This is a genomic window from Pseudopedobacter saltans DSM 12145 (assembly GCF_000190735.1).
In the GTDB taxonomy this organism is placed as follows: Bacteria; Bacteroidota; Bacteroidia; order Sphingobacteriales; family Sphingobacteriaceae; genus Pseudopedobacter; species Pseudopedobacter saltans.
In genome coordinates, this window is record NC_015177.1 from 1,249,200 (window position 1) to 1,270,038 (window position 20,839).

At 34.7% G+C, this 20,839-nt stretch carries 13 protein-coding genes; 7 read left to right on the top strand and 6 right to left on the bottom strand.

The window, feature by feature from the left end:
- Nucleotides 1–86: 86 nt before the first annotated feature.
- The 4 genes from PEDSA_RS05260 to PEDSA_RS05275 all read left to right on the top strand — a co-directional run bounded on the left by PEDSA_RS05260 (nt 87) and on the right by PEDSA_RS05275 (nt 6,893).
- Nucleotides 87–671, top strand: coding sequence for an RNA polymerase sigma-70 factor (locus PEDSA_RS05260; RefSeq protein WP_013632122.1), 585 nt, complete (start codon nt 87–89; stop codon nt 669–671).
- 39 nt (nt 672–710) lie between these two features.
- On the top strand, nt 711–1,709 hold the full coding sequence (locus tag PEDSA_RS05265; protein WP_013632123.1) for a FecR family protein: 999 nt from the start codon (nt 711–713) through the stop codon (nt 1,707–1,709).
- A gap of 131 nt (nt 1,710–1,840) precedes the next feature.
- On the top strand, nt 1,841–5,173 hold the full coding sequence (locus PEDSA_RS05270; protein ID WP_013632124.1) for a SusC/RagA family TonB-linked outer membrane protein: 3,333 nt from the start codon (nt 1,841–1,843) through the stop codon (nt 5,171–5,173).
- A 34-nt stretch (nt 5,174–5,207) separates the two neighbouring features.
- On the top strand, nt 5,208–6,893 hold the full coding sequence (locus PEDSA_RS05275) for a RagB/SusD family nutrient uptake outer membrane protein (protein WP_013632125.1): 1,686 nt from the start codon (nt 5,208–5,210) through the stop codon (nt 6,891–6,893).
- 298 nt (nt 6,894–7,191) lie between these two features.
- Here the strand turns inward: PEDSA_RS05275 and PEDSA_RS05280 are convergent, their stop codons facing one another.
- The 6 genes from PEDSA_RS05280 to gyrA form a co-directional block, all read right to left on the bottom strand.
- Nucleotides 7,192–9,402 (bottom strand): cation:proton antiporter domain-containing protein, encoded by a 2,211-nt coding sequence (locus PEDSA_RS05280; RefSeq protein ID WP_013632126.1) that lies wholly within the window; start codon nt 9,400–9,402, stop codon nt 7,192–7,194.
- Between the two features lie 45 nt (nt 9,403–9,447).
- Nucleotides 9,448–11,916 carry a DNA ligase D gene (gene ligD / locus PEDSA_RS05285; RefSeq protein ID WP_013632127.1) on the bottom strand — a complete coding sequence of 823 codons (2,469 nt, stop codon included), beginning with the start codon at nt 11,914–11,916 and terminating at the stop codon, nt 9,448–9,450.
- A gap of 2 nt (nt 11,917–11,918) precedes the next feature.
- Nucleotides 11,919–12,686: a non-homologous end joining protein Ku gene (ku, locus tag PEDSA_RS05290; RefSeq protein WP_013632128.1), complete on the bottom strand. Its 768-nt coding sequence runs from the start codon at nt 12,684–12,686 to the stop codon at nt 11,919–11,921.
- A 110-nt stretch (nt 12,687–12,796) separates the two neighbouring features.
- Nucleotides 12,797–15,388 (bottom strand): phosphoenolpyruvate carboxylase, encoded by a 2,592-nt coding sequence (locus tag PEDSA_RS05295; RefSeq protein WP_013632129.1) that lies wholly within the window; start codon nt 15,386–15,388, stop codon nt 12,797–12,799.
- 182 nt (nt 15,389–15,570) lie between these two features.
- The gene (locus PEDSA_RS05300; RefSeq protein ID WP_013632130.1) at nt 15,571–16,752 is read right to left on the bottom strand and encodes a tetratricopeptide repeat protein; all 1,182 of its coding nucleotides are present in this window, start codon (nt 16,750–16,752) and stop codon (nt 15,571–15,573) included.
- Between the two features lie 19 nt (nt 16,753–16,771).
- Nucleotides 16,772–19,351 carry a DNA gyrase subunit A gene (gyrA, locus tag PEDSA_RS05305; protein WP_013632131.1) on the bottom strand — a complete coding sequence of 860 codons (2,580 nt, stop codon included), beginning with the start codon at nt 19,349–19,351 and terminating at the stop codon, nt 16,772–16,774.
- Between the two features lie 104 nt (nt 19,352–19,455).
- Here gyrA and PEDSA_RS20250 point away from each other — a divergent pair, with 104 nt between their 5' ends.
- The 3 genes from PEDSA_RS20250 (at nt 19,456) to PEDSA_RS05315 (ending at nt 20,821) form a co-directional block, all read left to right on the top strand.
- Entirely contained in the window at nt 19,456–19,626 is a 171-nt protein-coding gene (locus PEDSA_RS20250; RefSeq protein WP_169311978.1) for a hypothetical protein, read from the top strand.
- 90 nt (nt 19,627–19,716) lie between these two features.
- Nucleotides 19,717–20,016, top strand: a complete 300-nt coding sequence (locus tag PEDSA_RS05310) for a hypothetical protein (protein ID WP_148233505.1) — start codon at nt 19,717–19,719, stop codon at nt 20,014–20,016.
- A 181-nt stretch (nt 20,017–20,197) separates the two neighbouring features.
- Complete coding sequence (locus PEDSA_RS05315) at nt 20,198–20,821, top strand: 7-carboxy-7-deazaguanine synthase QueE (RefSeq protein WP_013632132.1); 624 nt, start codon at nt 20,198–20,200, stop codon at nt 20,819–20,821.
- Nucleotides 20,822–20,839: the final 18 nt, after the last annotated feature.

Below are 20,839 nucleotides of genomic sequence, written 5' to 3' on the forward strand. Positions count from 1 at the left end.
TGCGAGTATGGTTACATTGAACCGGTAGATCTCGACTTTTTTGAAATCGAATATTTATTTATATTTGGATATAAGCCTATTTCACCATGTCGGAAATAATCAATTTAGAGCGTGAACTTCTATACCGTTTGAAAAACAACGATGAACTTGCTTTTAAAGAGATTTATAACCAAAACTGGCGTAGATTATTTGCATTGGCGTTGCAAAAAGTTAAAGAAGCAGAAACAGCCGAGGAAATTGTACAGAATATTTTTATAGACTTATGGGAAAATCGCCATTCTAAAAATATTGAGAATTTAAAAGCATATCTTTCTGCATCGATACGCTATGGCGTGATAAACCATATCAAAAACCAATTAGTAAAAGAAAAGTATAAGTTATACAAACAAAGAAACGAAACCGAATTAGATTCTATAGAATCTGTTTATAACCTTAAAGAGTTAAACTCAAGAATAGAAATCGGAATTTCTAACCTACCAACTAAAACCCAGGATATTTTCAGACTGAGCAGATTTGAGCTTTTAACAAATAAAGAAATTGCAAAAAGCTATAATATCAGTGAAAAAGCTGTAGAGTACCATATTACCCAATCTTTAAAGTCTTTAAGACGTTTCCTGAAAGATTACGCAATTTCAATTTTTTATTTTTTTATAATTTTTTTTAGGGATTAGGGTCTCTTAGCTTACTTATCTATTACAAAAGGATAGATAATGAGTACCGAAGCATATAAAGAGCTGCTAAAGCGATATCTGGACGGGAAATGTACCGATGAGGAGGAGAAGCTAATTGAAGAGTGGTACAATAACCTTCATGTTTCCTCTGTTAAATTGGAAGATCTAAATTCCGCCGAGATAGACAATAAATTATGGACTACAATTGATAATGCTATCAAGATCGAAAAACCCAAAGTAAGAACTTTCAAATTCTATAAGATAGCTATCGCCGCGTCTTTACTAATTGCCGCTCTTTTTTATTACAATTCCACACAGTTAGTTCCTTTAACCTATACATTTGACAACGATAAAGTTTCTATGATTAATAATAATCAAGAAATAGAAGAAGTTAAACTGGTAGACGGAACTTTTATTCAATTATACCCTAAATCAAGTATTACCTATTCCAAATCGTTTTCAGAGAAAAAGCGGGAAGTTTATTTAAAAGGTAAGGCTTTTTTTCAGGTCGCAAAAAATAAAGAGAAGCCATTTGTAGTTCATAATTACCATAATACAATTCATGTAGTTGGAACAAGCTTTTTAGTGCAATCAGAAAATGATCCAGCACAAAACTATATAGAAGTAGTAAGTGGCAAGGTTTGGGTTGAAGAAAATAATACGCTTTTTGAGAGAAAAAACAATACAAAATATGTTCTTACTCCAAACAAGAAATTAGCCTTTGATAGTAACCAAAATAAGTTCACCGAAGGTATAGTCTCTTCACCAAAACCAATGGCTAAGGATATGGAACATGCTTCCGGTGAGGTATCCTTTTCATTTTCGGATACTCCTTTAGAAAATGTTGTTGGTAAGCTGGAGCAAGTGTATGGGCTGAATATTGAATTGGATAATCAAAATCTAAGCAGTTGTACTTTTACTGGGAATCTGAATGATGAAGACCTGTTTAAAAAGCTAGACCTGCTTTGCACTTCGATAGGTGCAAAATATAGTGTAAAGCACACCAATATATATATAAGTGGCAATGGTTGCCGATAAATTATTTATCAATTTTTAAACAAAATAGCTTATGTAAAAACGATACAGATACTAAGAAAGGAAACCGGCAGTCTAGTACACTGCCGGTATATAAATGCTCGAATTATGTAAAACGAACAAAAATTAAAAGTATGAAAAAAAAGCCAATTATTGTCTATTTAAAGACTGTGATGAGAATTTCTTTTGCACAATTTATACTACTAACTGCCTTTAATACAGTAAGTATTGCAGAACCAGCAATTGGGCAAGCTGTGCTCGACTCAAAAATCAGCGTTGCTTTGCAAAACAGCTCCATAAAAAACACTTTAAAGAATATCAGCGATAAGTACAAAATAGAATTTATCTACAGCCCAACCGCAATCGACGCGAGTAGAAAAATGGATTCTCATTTAGACAACGAATCGTTGAAATCTTTTTTAAATAACACCATAAAGCCTTTAGGGATAGATTATAAGGTTCATGGAGATAAAGTAATATTATACTCAAAAGAGAATATCAATGATTTAAAATCCGTACGCCAGGTTAGAACTGTAAAAGGTAAAGTGGTAGATGAAACCGGACAGCCTCTTCCAGGTGTAGCGGTACAAGTTAAGGGAACAACTTCGGGATCTGTCACCAATGTAGACGGAAATTATGAAATCGTGATACCGGAAGGTGCTTCTGCTTTAACATTCTCTTATATCGGTTTTCTGAAGCGAGAAATTGATATTGCCGGACAAACAACTGTCAATGTAACTTTAAATAGCGACAGTCAGGCTCTTAGTGAAGTTGTTGTTGTAGGATATGGTACGCAAAAAAGAAGTGATGTTTCGGGAGCTGTCTCTACAATTAACGTCAATACAGCAACTTCCATCCCTACTACTAATATATCTGAAATGATTAGAGGACAAGCTGCTGGAGTTTCCGTTACTCTAGGATCAGCCAGACCTGGTGGGACATCCAATATATTAATTCGCGGACAAAGATCCATTACTGGAAGCAACTCCCCGTTGGTAGTTTTAGACGGATTTCCTATCGAAAATATAAATGATGTAAATCCTGATGATATTGCTTCCCTGGAAATTTTAAAAGACGCTTCTTCGCAGGCAATTTATGGGGCCAGAGCATCTAATGGTGTTATCCTGATAACCAGTAAAAAAGGGGTAGAAGGGCGAACAAACGTTAATGCCAGCACTTACTTTACGGATCAAAAACTAACAAAAAACTTCGATTTGTATAGTCCGGAGGAATTCGCACAATTCAGAAGAGAAGCAAAACGTACAAATAATTCCGGGAATTATCTACCTAATGACGCGGATAATTTTGGTGGAGCTACAGCGCCAGAGTATTTAAACTATGCAGCTGGTAATTTCGCAAACTGGGAAGACGCAGTTTTAAGACATGGAAAAATAAGCAGCAGCACTGTAAGTTTAAATGGCGGAAGCGCAAACACCAAAGTGTTTTCTAGTTTAAATTATTTTGATCAATCTGGATTAATACCTTCTTCTGGTTACAAAAGAGGTAATTTCAGGTTGAACCTGAATCACAAAATAAATCAAAGAGCAAGTATAGAGGCCAATCTGAATACTGTTACCGATAAACAGAGCAAGGAAACCACAGGATTAGATTTTATTACTATAAGCCCATTTACAGGGCCATATGATCTTAATGGAAATTTGGTAAATAATGTTGCAGGAGTAAATGCAAGCAGCAGTACAATCAATCCATTGTGGAGTATCAGGGAATCATCAAACGATGTAAAATCAAATTTCTATAACATTAACGTTGTTGGTAATTATAAAATTCTTGACAATTTAAGTTACAAAATCAATACACTTTTCAGTAACAGGAATGTAGACGAAGGTGCCTACAGGACACGTTTACACGAAGAAGGGAAAGGCTCTGTAAATGGTAAAGCCGTTGTTTCCGATTTGAAAAGACAGGAATATCTTGTAGAAAATATCTTAAACTATAATCTAAATATAAATAGCATCCATCAGTTTGATATTACTGCTGTTCAATCCATCAATCAAATCGATAACTCTTTAACAACAACTACTGCTAATAATTTTCCAAATGATTTATTGGGATATGATGGCATTAGTAGTGCTTTAAATTTCAAAACCACAAGAGCTGAGGATAGAAGAAGATTATTATCTTACATGGGAAGGGTTAGATATAGCTTATTAGACAGATATCTATTTACATTCACAGCCAGACAAGACGGCGCGTCAGTTTTCTCTCAAAACGATAAGTGGGCATTTTTTCCAGCTGCAGCCTTTGCCTGGAAAGCTCATGAGGAAAGTTTCCTGAAAAATGTTAAAGCCATTAACGAATTGAAATTAAGGGTTACTTACGGATCAGTGGGAAATCAGGCATTAAGCCCTTACCAAACTTTGGGATTAGTAAATATTCACAATTATGTGTTTAATGGAAATGTTTATGGTGGAAGTTTACCAGGCAGTCAATTACCAAATCCTGGTATAACCTGGGAAACATCGACAACTTTTAACACAGGTTTAGATTTTGGCTTAATCCAAAATAGACTAACCGGCTCAGTTGACTATTATTCTACAAACACCACAGATTTATTATTAACTGTACCTGTGAATTCTCTTACAGGATTTACGAGTACTATTGCGAACGGTGGTGAGTCTAAAAACAGCGGTATTGAACTATTGCTAAATTATGCGGTAGTTAGAAATCAGGATTTTAAATGGAATATTAACGCAACTTTTGCAAAAAACAAGAACCAGATTGTAAAAACGGGATTAGTAGACGAAAATGGAAGACCAAGAGATGACGAAAATAATAATCGATTTATCGGAAGCCCTATAAATATTATTTATTCTCATGTATTTGACGGTATTTTCCAAACAGATGAAGAAGCTAAGTCATCTCCCCAAGCAAAAACTCAGAATTTTCAAACTCCTGCGTCATTAGTTGCCGGCGCTATCAGAGTAAAGGATGTAAATGGAGATGGAATAATCAACGATTTGGATAAAGTAAAAATCAGAACACAGCCAGACTGGTTTGGGTCTTTTGCTTCTACTCTCAATTATAAAGGTATAGATTTCCTTGCCGATTTCTATTTTGTGAAAGGGGCAACAAAACGGAATCCATATTTAAGCGATTTTAATCAGGGTGGAACTTTCCAGTCTGTGAGAAACGGTATAAAAGTTGATTATTGGACACCAGAACGTCCATCCAATTCTTATCCGAGACCAAACTTTAATACGGCTCCTGCAAATATCGGGGTACTAAATATAACTGATGCTTCTTATTTTAGACTTAGAACCTTATCTCTCGGCTATAACTTACCAAAAACAGTACTTTCTAGAGCTTATTTGAATAGTCTGAGAGTTTATTTTACCGGGACCAATTTATGGACTTCTACAAAGTACAAGTCATATAACCCTGAAAATAATCCGGGAGATTTCCCAGATGCCCAATCGTTTACTGTTGGGGTAAACATAGGTTTGTAATAAGTCGAGATGGTTGAATTTTAAAAGCAAAATCATGAATACTAAAAATATCTATATAAAAAGTGTTGTAGGATTATGTCTAGGAAGTGTACTGTGTGTTTCCTCATGTAAAGACTACCTTACAGAGAAACCAAGTTCTCAATTTAGCGCAGATTTCGTATATAATACTCCGGAAGGCTTAGAAGCCGGCGTAGTTGGCCTTTATAACCTTCAAAGAGCATTTTTTGATAATGGAGACAATAACGGATCTAATAGTTTGATTATTGACGCTAAGGACGATTTAACAGTGCCAAGAGGAGGGGAGATCTCTAATTATGGATTAATGAAACAAGGTACTACCGCAGATAATAGCTCTGTGCATTCGTACTGGTGGAGCTCCTATTATAAAATTGTAGATAGATCCAATGCTATTATTGCAGCCGGTGAGAAATTAGCGAATATAGACGAGGCGAAAAGAAAAGTAATATTGGCTGAAGCCAAATTCTTTAGGGCCAATGCGGTTTTTACATTGTTTAAAACTTTCAATAATATCTATATAACTACAGAACCTACAAGTTTTGAAACTGCATTTAAAACAATCAATAGTAAAACTCCTGAAGCAGAAATCTATAAATTGGTTAACGAGGATTTAAGCTATGCGATTAGTAATTTGGCTTGGACAAGTTATCAGCTAGGTAGGGTTAATCAAGCTACCGCAAGACATTTAAAAGCGGAAGTCGCCTTATGGCAAAAAAATTGGCCTGAAGCAAAACTTCAATCTGAAGAGATTATAGCACAAACCAATAACTACGCGTTGCAATCATCTACAGGACAGGTTTTTGCTGGAGATTTGAATCATAAAGAATCTTTATGGACATTGCAATACAAAGAATCGATAGATGGCAATCCAAACAAACTGAACTTTAATTTAATGCCAAATTATGCGGAACTGATTCCCGGTTCCAAATATTCAATTGAGCAAGGCGGAAGAGGTTTTGGCTGGCTAACAGTGAACAATTATTTGAGAGATTTACTATTAGCTGATCCGAACGACACTCGTATTAAAGGTACTTATTACATTAAAGATTATTTTTATAATGATCCGGCAACTTTACCTGCAGGTAAAGTGTTAGGAAGCAAGATCGTACACGATCAGTGGCAGGAATTTGCTCCCAATGGAAATGACAGGCATTTATTCTTTGTAAGATTAACTGTAGGATGTAAAAAATACTTCCCAACTACAGGTATTCCAACGGCAGACGCTCAAACCATGAACAGAATGATGTTTCGTTTAGCAGAAACATTTTTGTTTGCAGCAGAAGCAAATCTCAATTTAGGAAATATTGGGACTGTAAATGATGCAGCAACTTCTAAAACAGCATTGGGACAAATCAATGCGGTGAGAAAAAGAGCTGGAGCTGCTCCTTTATCTTCGCTAACGCTTCAGGATATCTTAAATGAACAAGCCAGGGAATTAGCGTTTGAAGGGAAGCGGTGGTATATGTTAAAACGTACCGGTAAACTTTATAGCTTTGTAAAAGAACATGCGGGATATGGTCGTCCTGGAGATGAAAGTTCAGATACAAATCAATCTACGGGACACGCAAATACACCAGCGGATCCGTATCCTTACAGAAATGACGCCAGGCGAATTATAAAACCTTATATGGTTAATTGGGTAATTCCGAAAGCGCAGCTAAATTTATTGGGACCAAATTATCCTCAAAACGACGATTATTAAGATATTCGTATCAATTGATTATTATTCACTTTGGAAAAATCCTTTAAGAAAAAACTTAAGGGATTTTTCTTTGATTATGTCAGAACGAAATTTCTTGATGACATCAGAAATTTTGGTTATGAAAATTGGTAAGAGCTTAAATCTACAAAGAAATTTTAATCATATCGCAACTCGAGTCAGATACTTCCCAAAGCTTATAATTTATAATAACTACTGTTACTTTCTCTTCAATGCATTTGTATTATAATTAACATTATGTTAAGTAATAATTTAACATCCCTATCGAGAGGGATGTATATTATCTAAGCGTCGTTATTATCTTTTTATGGTCGCCTACTATCCAAACCAGATCATTTTCCTCAAAAACCCAGTTTGATTCTGGATTTACAATGCGGTGTCCATTTCTTTCTATACCAACTACAATTCCGTCGGCGTAATTTCTAATATCAGATTCCTTTAAAGATTTACCATATAAATACGAATCTTTATTGACAATAATTCTTTCTAAACTTGGTTTGTAGAGGTTATCTGTTTCTTTAACATTCTTTTCTGGACGTAGTAAAGAGTTTATCTTTTTAATCTGTGTGTCGGTTCCTATGATATAAAGTTTATCCCCCGGATAAATAACTGTATCTCTGGCTGGTAAATGGATATTTAATTCTCCACGAGAAATAGACGCAACATTAATTCCCGATTTTTCCCGCCATTTCAGTTCCTCAAGCGTTTTTCCTACGGCTAGTGATTCTGGCTTTACAGTTATTTCTGTAAAATGCGCATCCCATGGCGCTAAAACAGGAATTTCTATATCTTCAACGTTACTTTTGAAATTAGTAAGGAACCTCTCCTCTATTTTAATATAGTTTTTCTTGATTTGGTCGCCAAAGATAATTAAGCAAACACAGATAACCAGAAACGCTATTATCGCAGCTTGAAATGATAAGAGATTATTTAGTACAACGATTATTAACCCAACTGCCAATACATATCTTAGAATTCTCATTACGTAGATGATATTTCGATAAATCTTATGATTTAAGAGTTTTTGCGCATTTTCATCATAAAGATTTCTAAATCCTAATGCGTATAAAAATGGAGATAAACCCGCTATGGTTATGGCTATTGTTGCGATAATTCCCCAAGCCGCACCCTCCGATTGTTCTTGTAAAAAAGGATAAAGATAATTTGTAGAAAGTATAATTAAAGCAATTGAAAATATAAGATACACAACGGTATTTATAATATATTTCTTCAGGAAAGTTTGCCAATTTGTTGTAGCTGATACACTTTGGGTGGCCGAACTATATTTATCTAAATTTTCTCGCCATCTTTTAGGCAACGCAGCTACGATTTTATTTGCTAACGGAAATGATAATTTAATCATATACGGCGTTGTAAACGTCGTTATGGCGGAAACAGCGACAGTTATAGGATATAAAAATGCACTTGTTACATCTAATGTAGCTCCTAAAGTTGCAATAATGAATGAAAACTCACCTATCTGAGCCAAACTTAATCCTGTTTGGATTGAAGTTTTTAAAGGTTGCCCTGATATTAATGCACCTAAGCCAGAACTGAATAGCTTACCTACTATAGTAATAACAATGATTATCAACACCGGTGCCCAATATTCCTGCAATACTGTAGGGTCAATCATCATTCCGACCGATACAAAAAATACCGCTCCAAATAAATCTTTTATGGGAGTTACCAAATGTTCAATTTTAATTCCCTGATTGGTTTCTGCTAAAATGGACCCCATAATAAAAGCGCCTAAGGCAGGCGAAAAACCAGCTTCAGAAGCCAGATAAACCATTAATAAACAAAGAGAAAGGGAAATTATAAGAAGCATTTCGTCACTTAACATAGGTTTGATTCGCTTCAATAAAGTAGGAATAAAGAAAATTCCTCCTATAAACCAGAGTGTAAGGAAAAAGACAAGTTTCATTACAGAAAACATCATCTCTGCTCCTGCGAAATGCTGACTTACGGCTAAGGTTGACAAAATAACCAGAAGAACAATCGTAGCTAAATCCTCTACAATAAGGACTCCGAATACCAAACTGGCAAATTTCTGTCCCTTTACTCCTACTTCTTCAAATGCTCTGATTATAATTGTGGTTGATGATACTGATAGAATTGCTCCTAGAAAAATGCTATCCATTTTCGACCAGCCAAACATCTGTCCTGTAAAATAACCGATAGCGAGCATAATGACGATTTCACTCATTGCTGAAATCGAAGCTGAGCCCCCAACTTTCATTAGCTTTTTAAAGCTAAACTCAAGTCCAAGGCTAAATAAAAGGAAAACAACACCTATTTCGGCCCAAACCTGTACATTATCTTGCTCAACAATTGTTGGAAATAATTTAAAATGTGGTCCAACCAAAAAACCAGCTATTAAATAACCAAGTACAACAGGTTGTTTTAAGTACTTAAAAATTAAGGTAATGACAGCAGCGGCTCCAAGTAATAATCCAAGATCTGCAATTAAATTCGGTAAATGAATCATAGAAAATATAAAAATTTCATTTTCCTAAATATACAAAATCATGTTTTACGATCTCAGCTTGGCGAAAACTTTTAATGCTTTTTCTAAATCCTGTTTATGCTTTCGCAAATCGGACCAGGGATCAACCCTGTTTTTGAGTAAATGAGGAACCGAAAAAATATTAAAATCCGAAATTTTGATTTGATCCAGTTCATCCCAACTAACAGGAAATGAAACTGTAGCTCCTGGTTTGGGTCGTACGGAATATGGTGCAGCAATAGTTTGACCTCTTCTATTTTGCAGAAAATCAATGTAAATCTTTCCTTTTCGAGCGTCGGTTCTTCTGTTTACACTAGTGAATTCAGGAAGAGCCTCATGGGCCTTTGTAGCTATAAATTCTGCAAATTGTTTACAAAAATCATAATCATATTTCTGAGCGGTGTAAATGTAAATATGTAATCCGGTTGATCCTGATGTTTTCACATAACAGCTTACACCTATACGATCTAGAATGTCTTTCACCACAAGAGCAACCTGCGTAATTTTATCGAAGGAATTTCCGTCCGGATCTATATCAATAACAATATATTCCGGAAATTCTGGTTTTTTGTACGAACTAAGCCAGGGGTTTAATTCTATACATCCTAAGTTGGCTAAAAAAATCAAACTTGCCGCATTATTACATACTAGATAATTTATATTCTTCTCTGCACTTTCCGAGTATATCTCTACTGTTTTTATCCAATTAGGTAATTGATCTCTTTCAACATTTTTCTGATAAAACCCCGGTTTTTCAATCCCATTTGGAAAACGATTCAACGACATAGGTTTATCTAAAGTGTAAGGCAATATCAAATCTGCAAACTGCTCGTAATAATCTATTAGTTGACCTTTCGAAATTCGTTCTTTGGGCCAATATAATTTGTTCAGGTTACTTAAACTTATCGTTTTTCCGCCTACTTTCTTCTTTCCTTCCAAGGTTTCTTCCGTATCTATGGGCATCTCTTTTTCCACATCTTTTGGAGACTTATCTTCTCTTAAACCTTTAAACACTGGATGTCGGACATTCCCTCCTTTTGTCCATTCTGTAAAATGAATTTCGCAGATTATTTCGGGTTCTATCCATTGAACATCCTTTTCTCTATGTACTTTTTCAGTTATGGGTTTCTTATCTGTTTTATAGGTCGACATTAAATTGTATAATTTTTTAAGCATTTTTTCGTCGAAACCAGAACCACAATTACCTATATATTCCAACTTATTGTTTTTATTTATTGCAAGTACCAATGCGCCAAAATATTGTCTGCTTTTTAAAGGTGTTGTATAACCTATAATGATAGCTTCCTGATTTTGTATCGTCTTGATTTTCAACCAGGAATCACTTCTCCTTCCAGGAAGATATTCACTATCAATTTTTTTTGCTATAATTCCCTCCCACTTATTTTCTTTTGCTATTTGGAAACAATCCTCTCCTTTATCTACATCATATCCAGTGAGATAAGTTCTATCAAAACTATATTGATTTAGTAATTTCTCTAAGAGACTTTTTCGCTTTAACAAAGGTAAATCCACAACTTCATGCCCGTTTAAGTACAAAATATCGAAAACAAAGCATCTAATATCTTTTTTCGAACTAGGATTGTAATCCTGAAGTAGCTGAAAATCATCCTGTCCCTGTTTATTGAGAACGACTATTTCGGTATCTAAAACAACTTGTTCCTTTATTTTTTTAAAATCCTGTAATATCGCAGGGTATTTTTCGCTATAATCTTTACCATTTCTGGATTCGAGTTTTACCGAATTAGAATTATTTATATAAACTAAAATTCTATAGCCATCGAATTTTCTTTCAAAAAGCCATTCCTCATTATTAAATGGTTGTTTTACAAGTTTGGCTAACATTGGTGAAAATTGAGGAATTGTTTTGGTATTTTTTTGCGGGCTGGTTTCACTTTTCGTTTCCTTTTTGAAATCCTCACCCGCTTTTATTATTTCATTAGGGATCAATTTTTCTATCTCGAACTTTCTATTGGTCGCAAATTCATCATCGTGTTTAATGAGTAGCCATGAATTATCTTCGCTATTTTTAATTTTCACAAGGGCAAACTCTCCTTTTAATTTTTCCCCCTTCAGCTTAAACTTTAAGTTACCATCTTTTAAGCCTTTCCTAAGTGTTGCCTCATCATCCGCTCTGTTTTTTCCTAAAGATTGATATTCACCTTTATCAAAAATATAAACTGTTCCTGCACCATAATTTCCTTTAGGAATTTCACCTTCGAAGTCTTTGTAATCAAACGGATGATCTTCAACCATCATTGCTAAACGCTTGTCCTTTGGATTCAATGATGGCCCTTTTGGAACTGCCCAACTTTTAAGTACGCCATCAAGCTCCAACCTAAAGTCATAATGTAAATGAGATGCATGATGTCTCTGTATTACAAATATTAATCTATTATCCTTTGCTCGTTGTTTATTGGATTTTGGTTCACTGGTTTGCTTGAAATCTCGTTTTTTATTGTACTTCTCCAGACTCATTATTACGCTCCTTTCTTATTTAAGCTTTCCAATAATTGTTCATATAGATCCTCGCTTTTAGCTTTCCTAATTTTTAGCTTTTTAATAGTTGGTCGTTTTCCCTTCGCTTTTGCATTGATGATTTTTAGCAATTCAGACGAGTAAGTATCCTTGTAGCTTTTTATATCAAACGGGCCTGTATATTGGTTGATTAGTGCCAAAGCAACATCCAATTCTTTTTTTGAGACGCTTTTTTCTTCTGTATTTATTATTTCCGAAGGATTCCTGATTTCCTCTGCAAAGCGAATTCTGGAGACTACGATAACATTATTTTGTTCATATAACAAACAAAGATGTTCCTTCTGTCTGAGAACAAATTGTGCCAAACCCGCCATTTTTGTCTTTTTTAAGGCACTCAATAAAAGATTATACGCCTTTGCGCCCTGCTTGTCGGCCTGTGCATAGTATGAAGTCTCAAAAAGCATTGGATTTACTTCTGATATTTTGACGAAGTTTTGTATATCTATAGTTCTTGTTTTTTCCGGACTGGCTTCTTCAAAATCATGTTCGTCGAGAACAATATAATTGTCATTATAGAGATATCCCTTTACTATTTTCTCATAAGGGACTTCCTTCCTACTTTTTTCGTTTATACGTAGAAATTTTATTCTGGATAAATCGCGGGAGTCAAGCATATCCAAATCCAAAGAACTATTTTCAATGGCAGAATAAAGTTTAATAGGAATATTTACCAGACCAAATGCAATAGTGCCGTTCCAAATTGATTTCATAGTAGATTTTAGAATGGTTGTATGAGAAAATCTCAATTACCATTCCAAATCAAAAGGCCGTGGATTTTATCTCACGGCCTTTCTTGTATAAATTAGAATTTACGATTTAATTATGCAGAGTTCCTTGCAGCATTAATAATTCCGTAAATTGTTCTCATTGCTAATTTATTGTAAATCTCTTTTTCCTGTTCAGAAACATCAGGAGAAGTACATTTTATAATTGCATAACGCTGAATAATTACTAATGGAAGTACGATTTTCTCTCTTAAAGAGATAGACATCTTGTCTATCGGATTCTTCTCCATTAGCGTATTTGTGTCAGAAAGCTCTAATATTAATTCTTTGGTTAAATCGTATTCGTTTTTTAACTGTTGCCAAAACTCACCATACGTTTTATCTTTTGCAAGGTATTGAGTCAATCTAAAGTCCGCTTTGCTCATAGACATCATACAATTGTCTATCACAGTTTTAAAGAAACCAACTTCTTTATAAAGCGCTTTAATTTTATCCCAGTTTCCTTTTTCTTTTATGCTTTTAAGAGCAGTACCAACACCATAAAATCCAGGAATGTTCATTTTTACCTGACTCCACGAAGTTACAAAACTAATCGCTCTTAAGTCTTCTAATTTAAGTTCCGAATTACCATTTCTCTTAACCGGCCTGCTACCAATATTAATTTGAGAAAGCATTTTTAACGGGCTTTGATTTTCCATAAATTTCAGAAACAAAGGATGTTCTCTTAAATTCATGAAGTAATCATAGCTAACATCAGCTAAATCAGAAAACAGGGCTTTTTCTTCTGCATTCATCGTATCTGTATCTTGTCTTTCCAAGGCAGAATCGATACCTGCATGAATTAATTGCTCCATATTATTTGTAGAGCTTTCAAACGTTCCATAATAAGAACTGATTGTTTGTCCTTGTACAGTTATCTGAATTTGTTTATTAGCGATGTCTCTTCCAAAAGATGCATAAAATTTATGTGTTTTACCACCACCACGAGCAGGCGGCCCCCCTCTCCCGTCGAAAAAAGCCAAATCTATATTATGCTTGCGAGAAATATCCGTTAGCGTAGATTTCGCATAATAAATGGAGTAATTAGCCATTAAATAACCTCCATCCTTCGTACTATCCGAAAAACCAAGCATAATTACCTGTCTGCTTCTTCTGCGGTCAAGATGCTTTTTATAAATTTTATGCGAATATAGAATATCCATAACTCCATAAGCATTTTTTAAGTCGTCGATAGTCTCAAATAATGGAACGAAGTCTATATCTAATTCTTCAGGTTTCCAGCCACTCCAAAGAAATAATTGTTGTAACTGAAGAATATCAGATGCTTTTTGGCAATTACTAATGATAAATCTGTGGCAAGCTCTCTTGCCATTGTTCTCTTGCAGTTCTTTAATTAGCCTGATAACATCTAAAGAATCCTGACTTAACGAGTTAAAGGACTTATAGTTTGTAAAATCAGCTTGAGATAAAGGAAGAGCTTTGATTTTTTCTTCCTCAGTTAGCTCAAAGTAGTTTTCCGGAACTTGTCCTTTTAATTCTTCGGACGTAATACATTCTTTAAATAAGTTACGCAAAACTCTGCTATCCTGACGAATATCTAAAGAAGCAAAATGGCAACCGAAAAGTTTAACCTTCCAGATAAAGTCGTCTACTAGTTCTGTGAAAAGCCCGTCGTGGTTATTAATAAGTACCTCTTTAACTTTTCTTAGAATTTCCAGTAATTCTTCTTTTATATTGCCATTGGTACCATTATTACAGTTATTATATGCGTTTGCATACAATATCGACTCCAGTTTTACCAAATGCTGCTCGGTACCAATGAATGTAATTCTACGCTTTAATCTTCCAAAATCTTTATAATAACATCTGAATAGAGTTTCTCTTAGTGCAGCTGATACTTGTTTTGTTGTATCTGCTGTTACATACGGATTTCCATCTCTATCTCCTCCTGGCCAGAAACCAAGTTCAATTAAACTGTGATTACCTAAATTCAGTTTAAAAACTTCTTCGATTTTATTGTGGACGTCTGAAGCGGTTTGATATAGAATATTTTCTAAAAACCAGTTTAAACTTAAAGCTTCATCAACTGGTGTAGGTTTCTGCTTATTGAAGAAAGGTGTTTTTCCTAACTGCTTTAATAAGAGATTAATTGAATTGACATCGTTAATTTTAATTGCCTCAGTCAAATCTGTCATGATACTTAAAATTGGTCCCGGATAAAACTGGGTTGGATGCGCAGTTAAAACCAATCTCAATTTAAATTCTCTTAAACAATCCTGAATCTTTTTGTAAAGATCTTCGTTTTGTAAGGCATTATTCATAAGGCCGTCTAATGAAGTTTCGCTATCTACTCTGATTTTAGAATAGGCAGCATCTTCCACAGCATCAAATAATACAACTTGTCTCTCTATATATTGTATAAAGCGAAAAAGAAGGTCGGTTATCTCCTTTTGATCTGAAACACCTACTTGCTTCTTAAAAAAAGACTCTATAATATCCTCTGGACTTTGCTCGTTTATAATACCTTTTTCACAGTGCGTAAAGAAATATGGCAAAGCCAAACCGGTATTTTTAACTTGATAAAAAGGTAGGGTTAGAAACAAGCTATTATAAAGGTCAAACTTTGTTTTAACTTCGTTTTTAAAAACTGTTTCCTTTGAATCTAATCTTGGCTCGAATGTAAACATAATTGGGGCGAAAATTACGGCAATCTTAAGGATTATCCAAATTAATTATTAAAAAAAGCAGTAAAACACTCCATTATTACCAAATAATCAAATATTTAAGATTATTTTATCTATTTATCAATAAAAAATCCGCTTAACAATGAAGTCAAGCGGATTTTTTAATATTTAGGGATTAGAATCCTTTATAATTCGCTTATCGCTTTTTTCATTTGCGCAGCTTTATCCATCATATTCAATTTCGTATAAACTTCACGTAAGGTTGTCAACGTATTTAAATCTTTAGGATTTAATTCTCTTGCTTTTTCTAAAAGTGGTAATGCGTTTCTTAATTCGCCTTCAAATTTAGCTTTTAAACTATTATATTTTGCTTCGGTGCTTTTGTTTGTAGGTAATTTATTAGCTTCAGTGATATAAGCATTTCCTTTATCAATGTAAAGAATAGAAAGATTGTAAATAGCATCTGAATAATTAGGGTCAATTTCAAGTGCCTTTTTGTAAGCAGCTTCAGCTTTATCTGCTTGCTTATTCGCATTGTAAGCTATACCCGCAACAAAATGTAAAGTTTTGTTTTTCGGATCTTTGCTTATTGCTGTCTCAATTTTGCTAATCTGAGATGCTACTTGTCCTCGATTCAAATAAATATTAAGCTCATCAAAGATTAAATTAAGATTTTCCGGGTGTTGAGTTCTACCTTCCTCTATTGTCTTTAAAGCTTTAGTAGTGTCCGATTTGCTTAAGTATAATCTGCTTAACTCCTGATATAAACCAGCGTTCTTTTTATTTAGAGTTATAGTTTTATTATAGTACTTAATAGCTTCATCTGGTAATTGCGCACTACTTGCTGCCATAGCTGTGTACATATTGTATGTAGAATCTTCAGGCATTACATCTGCGATATACTTAAAAGAATTATAGGCATCTTTAAAGTCTTTTTTGTTGAAAGCAGAAATTCCTCTGTTTTGCATAACTATCGACAAGTTCCTTTCAGCATTAGCGATGTTAGTTTTTTCTTTGTTGTCTTTGTCTAACTTTTTAGCTTCTGTAATGGATTCCTGCGCATTTTTAAAAGCAGCATCAGAATTTGTTCTATCGATTGTATCTGTTACAGCTATTGCCGAATAGATAAGTCCTCTGTAAGCCCATGCTTCAGGAAGAGACTTTGTCTTTTCATTCATAATAGCCTTGTCAATTGACGTTTTTGCTAAATTTAACGGCTCCAGTTGCTTTTTTAATGTAGCTTTAGTTTGTAAACTAAGCTCAAACAAAGCATAGTTGTTTTTAGCTGAAGTAATTTCAGATTTCTGAGCAAAAGCAGCTCCGGAAATCACGCTGAATATTACAGCTCCTAATATTACCTTTTTCATTTTTATCGTTTTATCGTTTTTAACCTTGGTTTTCTTCGTTGTTTTTTTCTTCCGAATTGGAGTTTAAATTCTCTCCTCCTTCATTACTTTCAGAAGATAAATTTTCATTTTCCTGATTTTCTTCAGTTTCTTCCTCTCTTTCAGTTTTGGTAACAGAAGCTATCTCATCAGATTCTTTTAATGTAATTAATCTTACACCCTGAGTCGCTCTTCCCATCACACGAAGTGTATCCATAGCAATTCTAATTACAATTCCTGATCTGTTAATAATCATCAAATCATCATTATCAGTTACGCTCTTAATAGCAACCAACTGACCTGTTTTATCTGTGATATTGATTGTTTTAACTCCTTTACCACCTCTGTTTGTTACACGGTAATCTTCTATATCAGTACGTTTTCCATATCCTTTTTCTGATACAACCAGAACTGTACTTTCCGGAGAGTCAATACTAATCATACCAACAACCTCATCCTTATCGTGAGCAAGGGAAATACCTCTAACTCCGGTTGCAGTTCTCCCCATTGGTCTTACTGTAGATTCGTTAAATCTAATCGCTCTTCCAGAACGTAAAGCCATTACAATTTCAGAATTTCCTGTTGTTAAGCTTGCTTCTAAAAGTTCGTCACCTTCGTTGATATTGATTGCATTGATTCCGTTAGAACGAGGACGGCTATAAGCTTCCAAAGTAGTTTTCTTAATGGTACCTTTCTTAGTACACATAATAATAAAGTTATTCTCCAGGTACTCCTGGTCCTTTAGATTAACAACTTTGATATAAGCTTTTATCTTTTCCTCTTTGTCGATATTAATGATATTCTGAATAGCTCTACCTTTGCTGGTTCTGCTTCCTTCCGGAATTTCGAATACCCTTAACCAGTAACATTTACCTTGATCTGTAAAGAATAACAGATAATTATGATTGGAGGCTACGAAAATATGTTCGATAAAGTCCTCGTCCCTGGAATTGGATCCAATTGCGCCTTTACCACCTCTTCCCTGTGTACGATATTCTGTTAAAGGTGTACGTTTGATGTATCCCTCATGAGAAATTGTAATAACTACATTCTCATCTTCGATGAAATCTTCCGTCATCAGTTCGGCTGCAGAGTGAACAATTTCTGTTCTTCTTTCGTCTCCATATGCTTCCTTAACCTCTACCAATTCTTCTTTGATGATAGACATTCTTAAAGACTCGTCTGCTAAAACGCTCTTTAAGTATTCTATTTGTTTCATCAAATCAGCATATTCTTCTTTAATCTTATCTCTTTCAAGTCCTGTTAAACGACGAAGCGTCATATCAAGGATTGCTCTCGCCTGGATATCAGATAATCCAAATTTGCTCATCAATCCTTCTCTTGCTTCGTCTGGTGTAGACGAATTTCTGATTAAGGAGATCACTTCGTCTAAATGATCTAAAGCGATTAGTAAGCCTTCTAATATATGAGCTCTTTTCTCTGCTTCAGCTAATTCGAACTTGGTTCTTCTTACTACAACCTCATGTCTATGATCTACGAAATGTACAATCATATCTTTCAGATTCAATAGCATCGGACGCCCGTGAACCAAGGCAATATTATTTACACTGAAAGAAGTTTGAAGTGCTGTATATTTATATAAGTTATTAAGGACGATAGCAGCATTAGCATCACGCTTTATTTCGTAAACGATACGCAATCCATCTCTATCAGATTCATCTCTGATTTCAGAGATACCTTCGATTTTCTTTTCGTTAACAAGTTCAGCAGTTCTTTCAATCATCTGAGCCTTGTTAACCTGATAAGGAATCTCAGTCACGATGATTTTTTCTCTTTCATTTGATTGAGATTCAATCTCCGCTTTAGCTCTCATCACTATTCTTCCCCTACCTGTCTCAAAAGCTTCTCTTACACCTTCATAGCCATAAATAATACCTCCGGTAGGAAAATCAGGCGCTTTGACGTGTTTCATCAAATCCTGAATTGCAATTTCTTTATCGTCGATATATGCAATTGTAGCGTCAATAACTTCACTTAAATTATGTGGAGCTATATTGGTTGCCATACCTACTGCAATACCCGATGAACCATTTACCAGCAAATTTGGTATTCTCGCAGGCAGAACTGTTGGTTCCTCTAAAGAGTCGTCAAAGTTTAGACGAAAGTCAACGGTATCCTTATTGATATCAATTAACATTTCCTCTGCAATTTTTCTCAATCTTGCTTCGGTATAACGCATTGCAGCTGCACCGTCACCGTCAATAGATCCAAAGTTTCCCTGGCCATCTATTAACATATAACGTAAAGACCAAGGTTGAGCCATACGAACCATTGTGTCGTAAACGGAAGAATCTCCATGTGGGTGATACTTACCTAACACCTCTCCAACAACACGGGCAGACTTTTTATGGGGTTTATTGCTTTGAAGTCCTAAACCTTGCATTCCGTACAACACCCTTCTGTGAACTGGTTTTAATCCGTCTCTAACATCAGGTAATGCCCTGGAAACAATTACTGACATCGAATAATCGATATAAGCAGACTTCATTTCCTCTTCTATATTAATAGGAATTATTCTGTCTTCAATGTTTTCACTCTGATTATCTGTTTCTTCAGCCATATCTTAATATGTAAAATCCAATTGCTTCTTTTTATGCAAAAAGCGAAGTTAACAAATTAGCTTAAAATGAGCCCTACTGTTGAAAAATAGTTTTTAAATATAAATTGAATTACCTTTTAGATTTTGATTCTTTAAAATCTTTTTGGGGCGTAAAACTGATTAGCAATGAGCTAGGTAGAATTGCTTATGTATTTATTGATAGTTTACCGATTTGCTATAAAGATTATAATTTGGGTAAAGACGGTATGGGTGCTAAATTATTTGGAGGGCGCTAGAATACAGTTAACTTACCTTTGTATATATACAGTATGTATATTTCACACGCTTTACCGGAAAAATTCATACATGCTAAAGTTGCTGATAATATGAAAAACATATCTTTACTAAAAATTGAGCAGCCAGATAATTCCGTTTTTACTGTTGATAAAGACAAATTAAAATCTACCTGGATAAACGATATCGAATATACTAAGTGGCTTGGCGGACAGATTCTAGAAGACAGTACTATTGTAGCATTTTCTGTTCCCTCGGCTATTGTCCCTGAAGCAATAGATATTATTTTATATCCATTGTCAAAAAACTTCAGTTCGGTAAAATTCCTGGGTTTATCGGATTTTAGCACAGATTACATGCTCCTTGGTAAATTACTCGATCCTGCGATTTGATTATATGTCTATAAATTATAATCTGTAAAGAAAGATCATCGGAAAAGAATTTTGAACAATTCAATCCAATTTGGTGGTAAAAATTTCAATGTAATTGAATGATTCTAATAAACCAATAGGTAAATGCCTTATCTTTGCGAAAAAAATTCGGCAGGATTCTGCAGTTACGGAGATTTAAATTTTGAAAAATAACATACCAGAAGACGGTTCTATGCTTCCTTTAATGGAAGAATTCTATACAATTCAAGGCGAAGGATTTAACACAGGTAAAGCAGCTTATTTTATACGACTTGGGGGCTGCGATGTAGGCTGCCATTGGTGTGATGTCAAAGAATCCTGGGATGCAGAGTTACATCCTTTAACTTCTGCAGATAAAATTGTTGAAAATGCAGAAAAATATCCTGGGAAAGCAGTTGTTATTACCGGAGGCGAACCCTTGCTTTACAATTTGGATTATCTAACAGCTAAGTTAAAAGAAAAAGGAATTCTTACTTTTATTGAAACCTCCGGGGCTTATCCGATATCTGGTAGCTGGGATTGGGTTTGTTTATCCCCGAAAAAATTTAAATCCCCCAGTCCGAATATAGCTCAACATGCTGATGAGCTAAAAATAATCGTTTTTAATAAGAGTGATTTTGAATGGGCCGAGGCTCACGCAAGAACCGTTGGCGACAAATGCAAACTGTATCTTCAGCCAGAATGGTCTAAGTCTCAGGATATGTTGCCGTTAATTATAGAGTATGTAAAGGAGAATCCAAAATGGGAAATTTCTTTACAAACACATAAGTACTTGAATATTCCTTAGAAGATTAATATTTTTAAG

Coding starts and splice junctions, on each gene's coding strand:
- PEDSA_RS05280 (WP_013632126.1), bottom strand. CDS start 9,402: ATGATTCATTTACCGAATTTAATTGCAGATCTTGGATTATTACTTGGA.
- PEDSA_RS05275 (WP_013632125.1), top strand. CDS start 5,208: ATGAATACTAAAAATATCTATATAAAAAGTGTTGTAGGATTATGTCTA.
- PEDSA_RS05300 (WP_013632130.1), bottom strand. CDS start 16,752: ATGAAAAAGGTAATATTAGGAGCTGTAATATTCAGCGTGATTTCCGGA.
- gyrA (WP_013632131.1), bottom strand. CDS start 19,351: ATGGCTGAAGAAACAGATAATCAGAGTGAAAACATTGAAGACAGAATA.
- PEDSA_RS05270 (WP_013632124.1), top strand. CDS start 1,841: ATGAAAAAAAAGCCAATTATTGTCTATTTAAAGACTGTGATGAGAATT.
- PEDSA_RS05310 (WP_148233505.1), top strand. CDS start 19,717: ATGAAAAACATATCTTTACTAAAAATTGAGCAGCCAGATAATTCCGTT.
- PEDSA_RS05260 (WP_013632122.1), top strand. CDS start 87: ATGTCGGAAATAATCAATTTAGAGCGTGAACTTCTATACCGTTTGAAA.
- ligD (WP_013632127.1), bottom strand. CDS start 11,916: ATGAGTCTGGAGAAGTACAATAAAAAACGAGATTTCAAGCAAACCAGT.
- PEDSA_RS05265 (WP_013632123.1), top strand. CDS start 711: ATGAGTACCGAAGCATATAAAGAGCTGCTAAAGCGATATCTGGACGGG.
- PEDSA_RS05295 (WP_013632129.1), bottom strand. CDS start 15,388: ATGTTTACATTCGAGCCAAGATTAGATTCAAAGGAAACAGTTTTTAAA.
- ku (WP_013632128.1), bottom strand. CDS start 12,686: ATGAAATCAATTTGGAACGGCACTATTGCATTTGGTCTGGTAAATATT.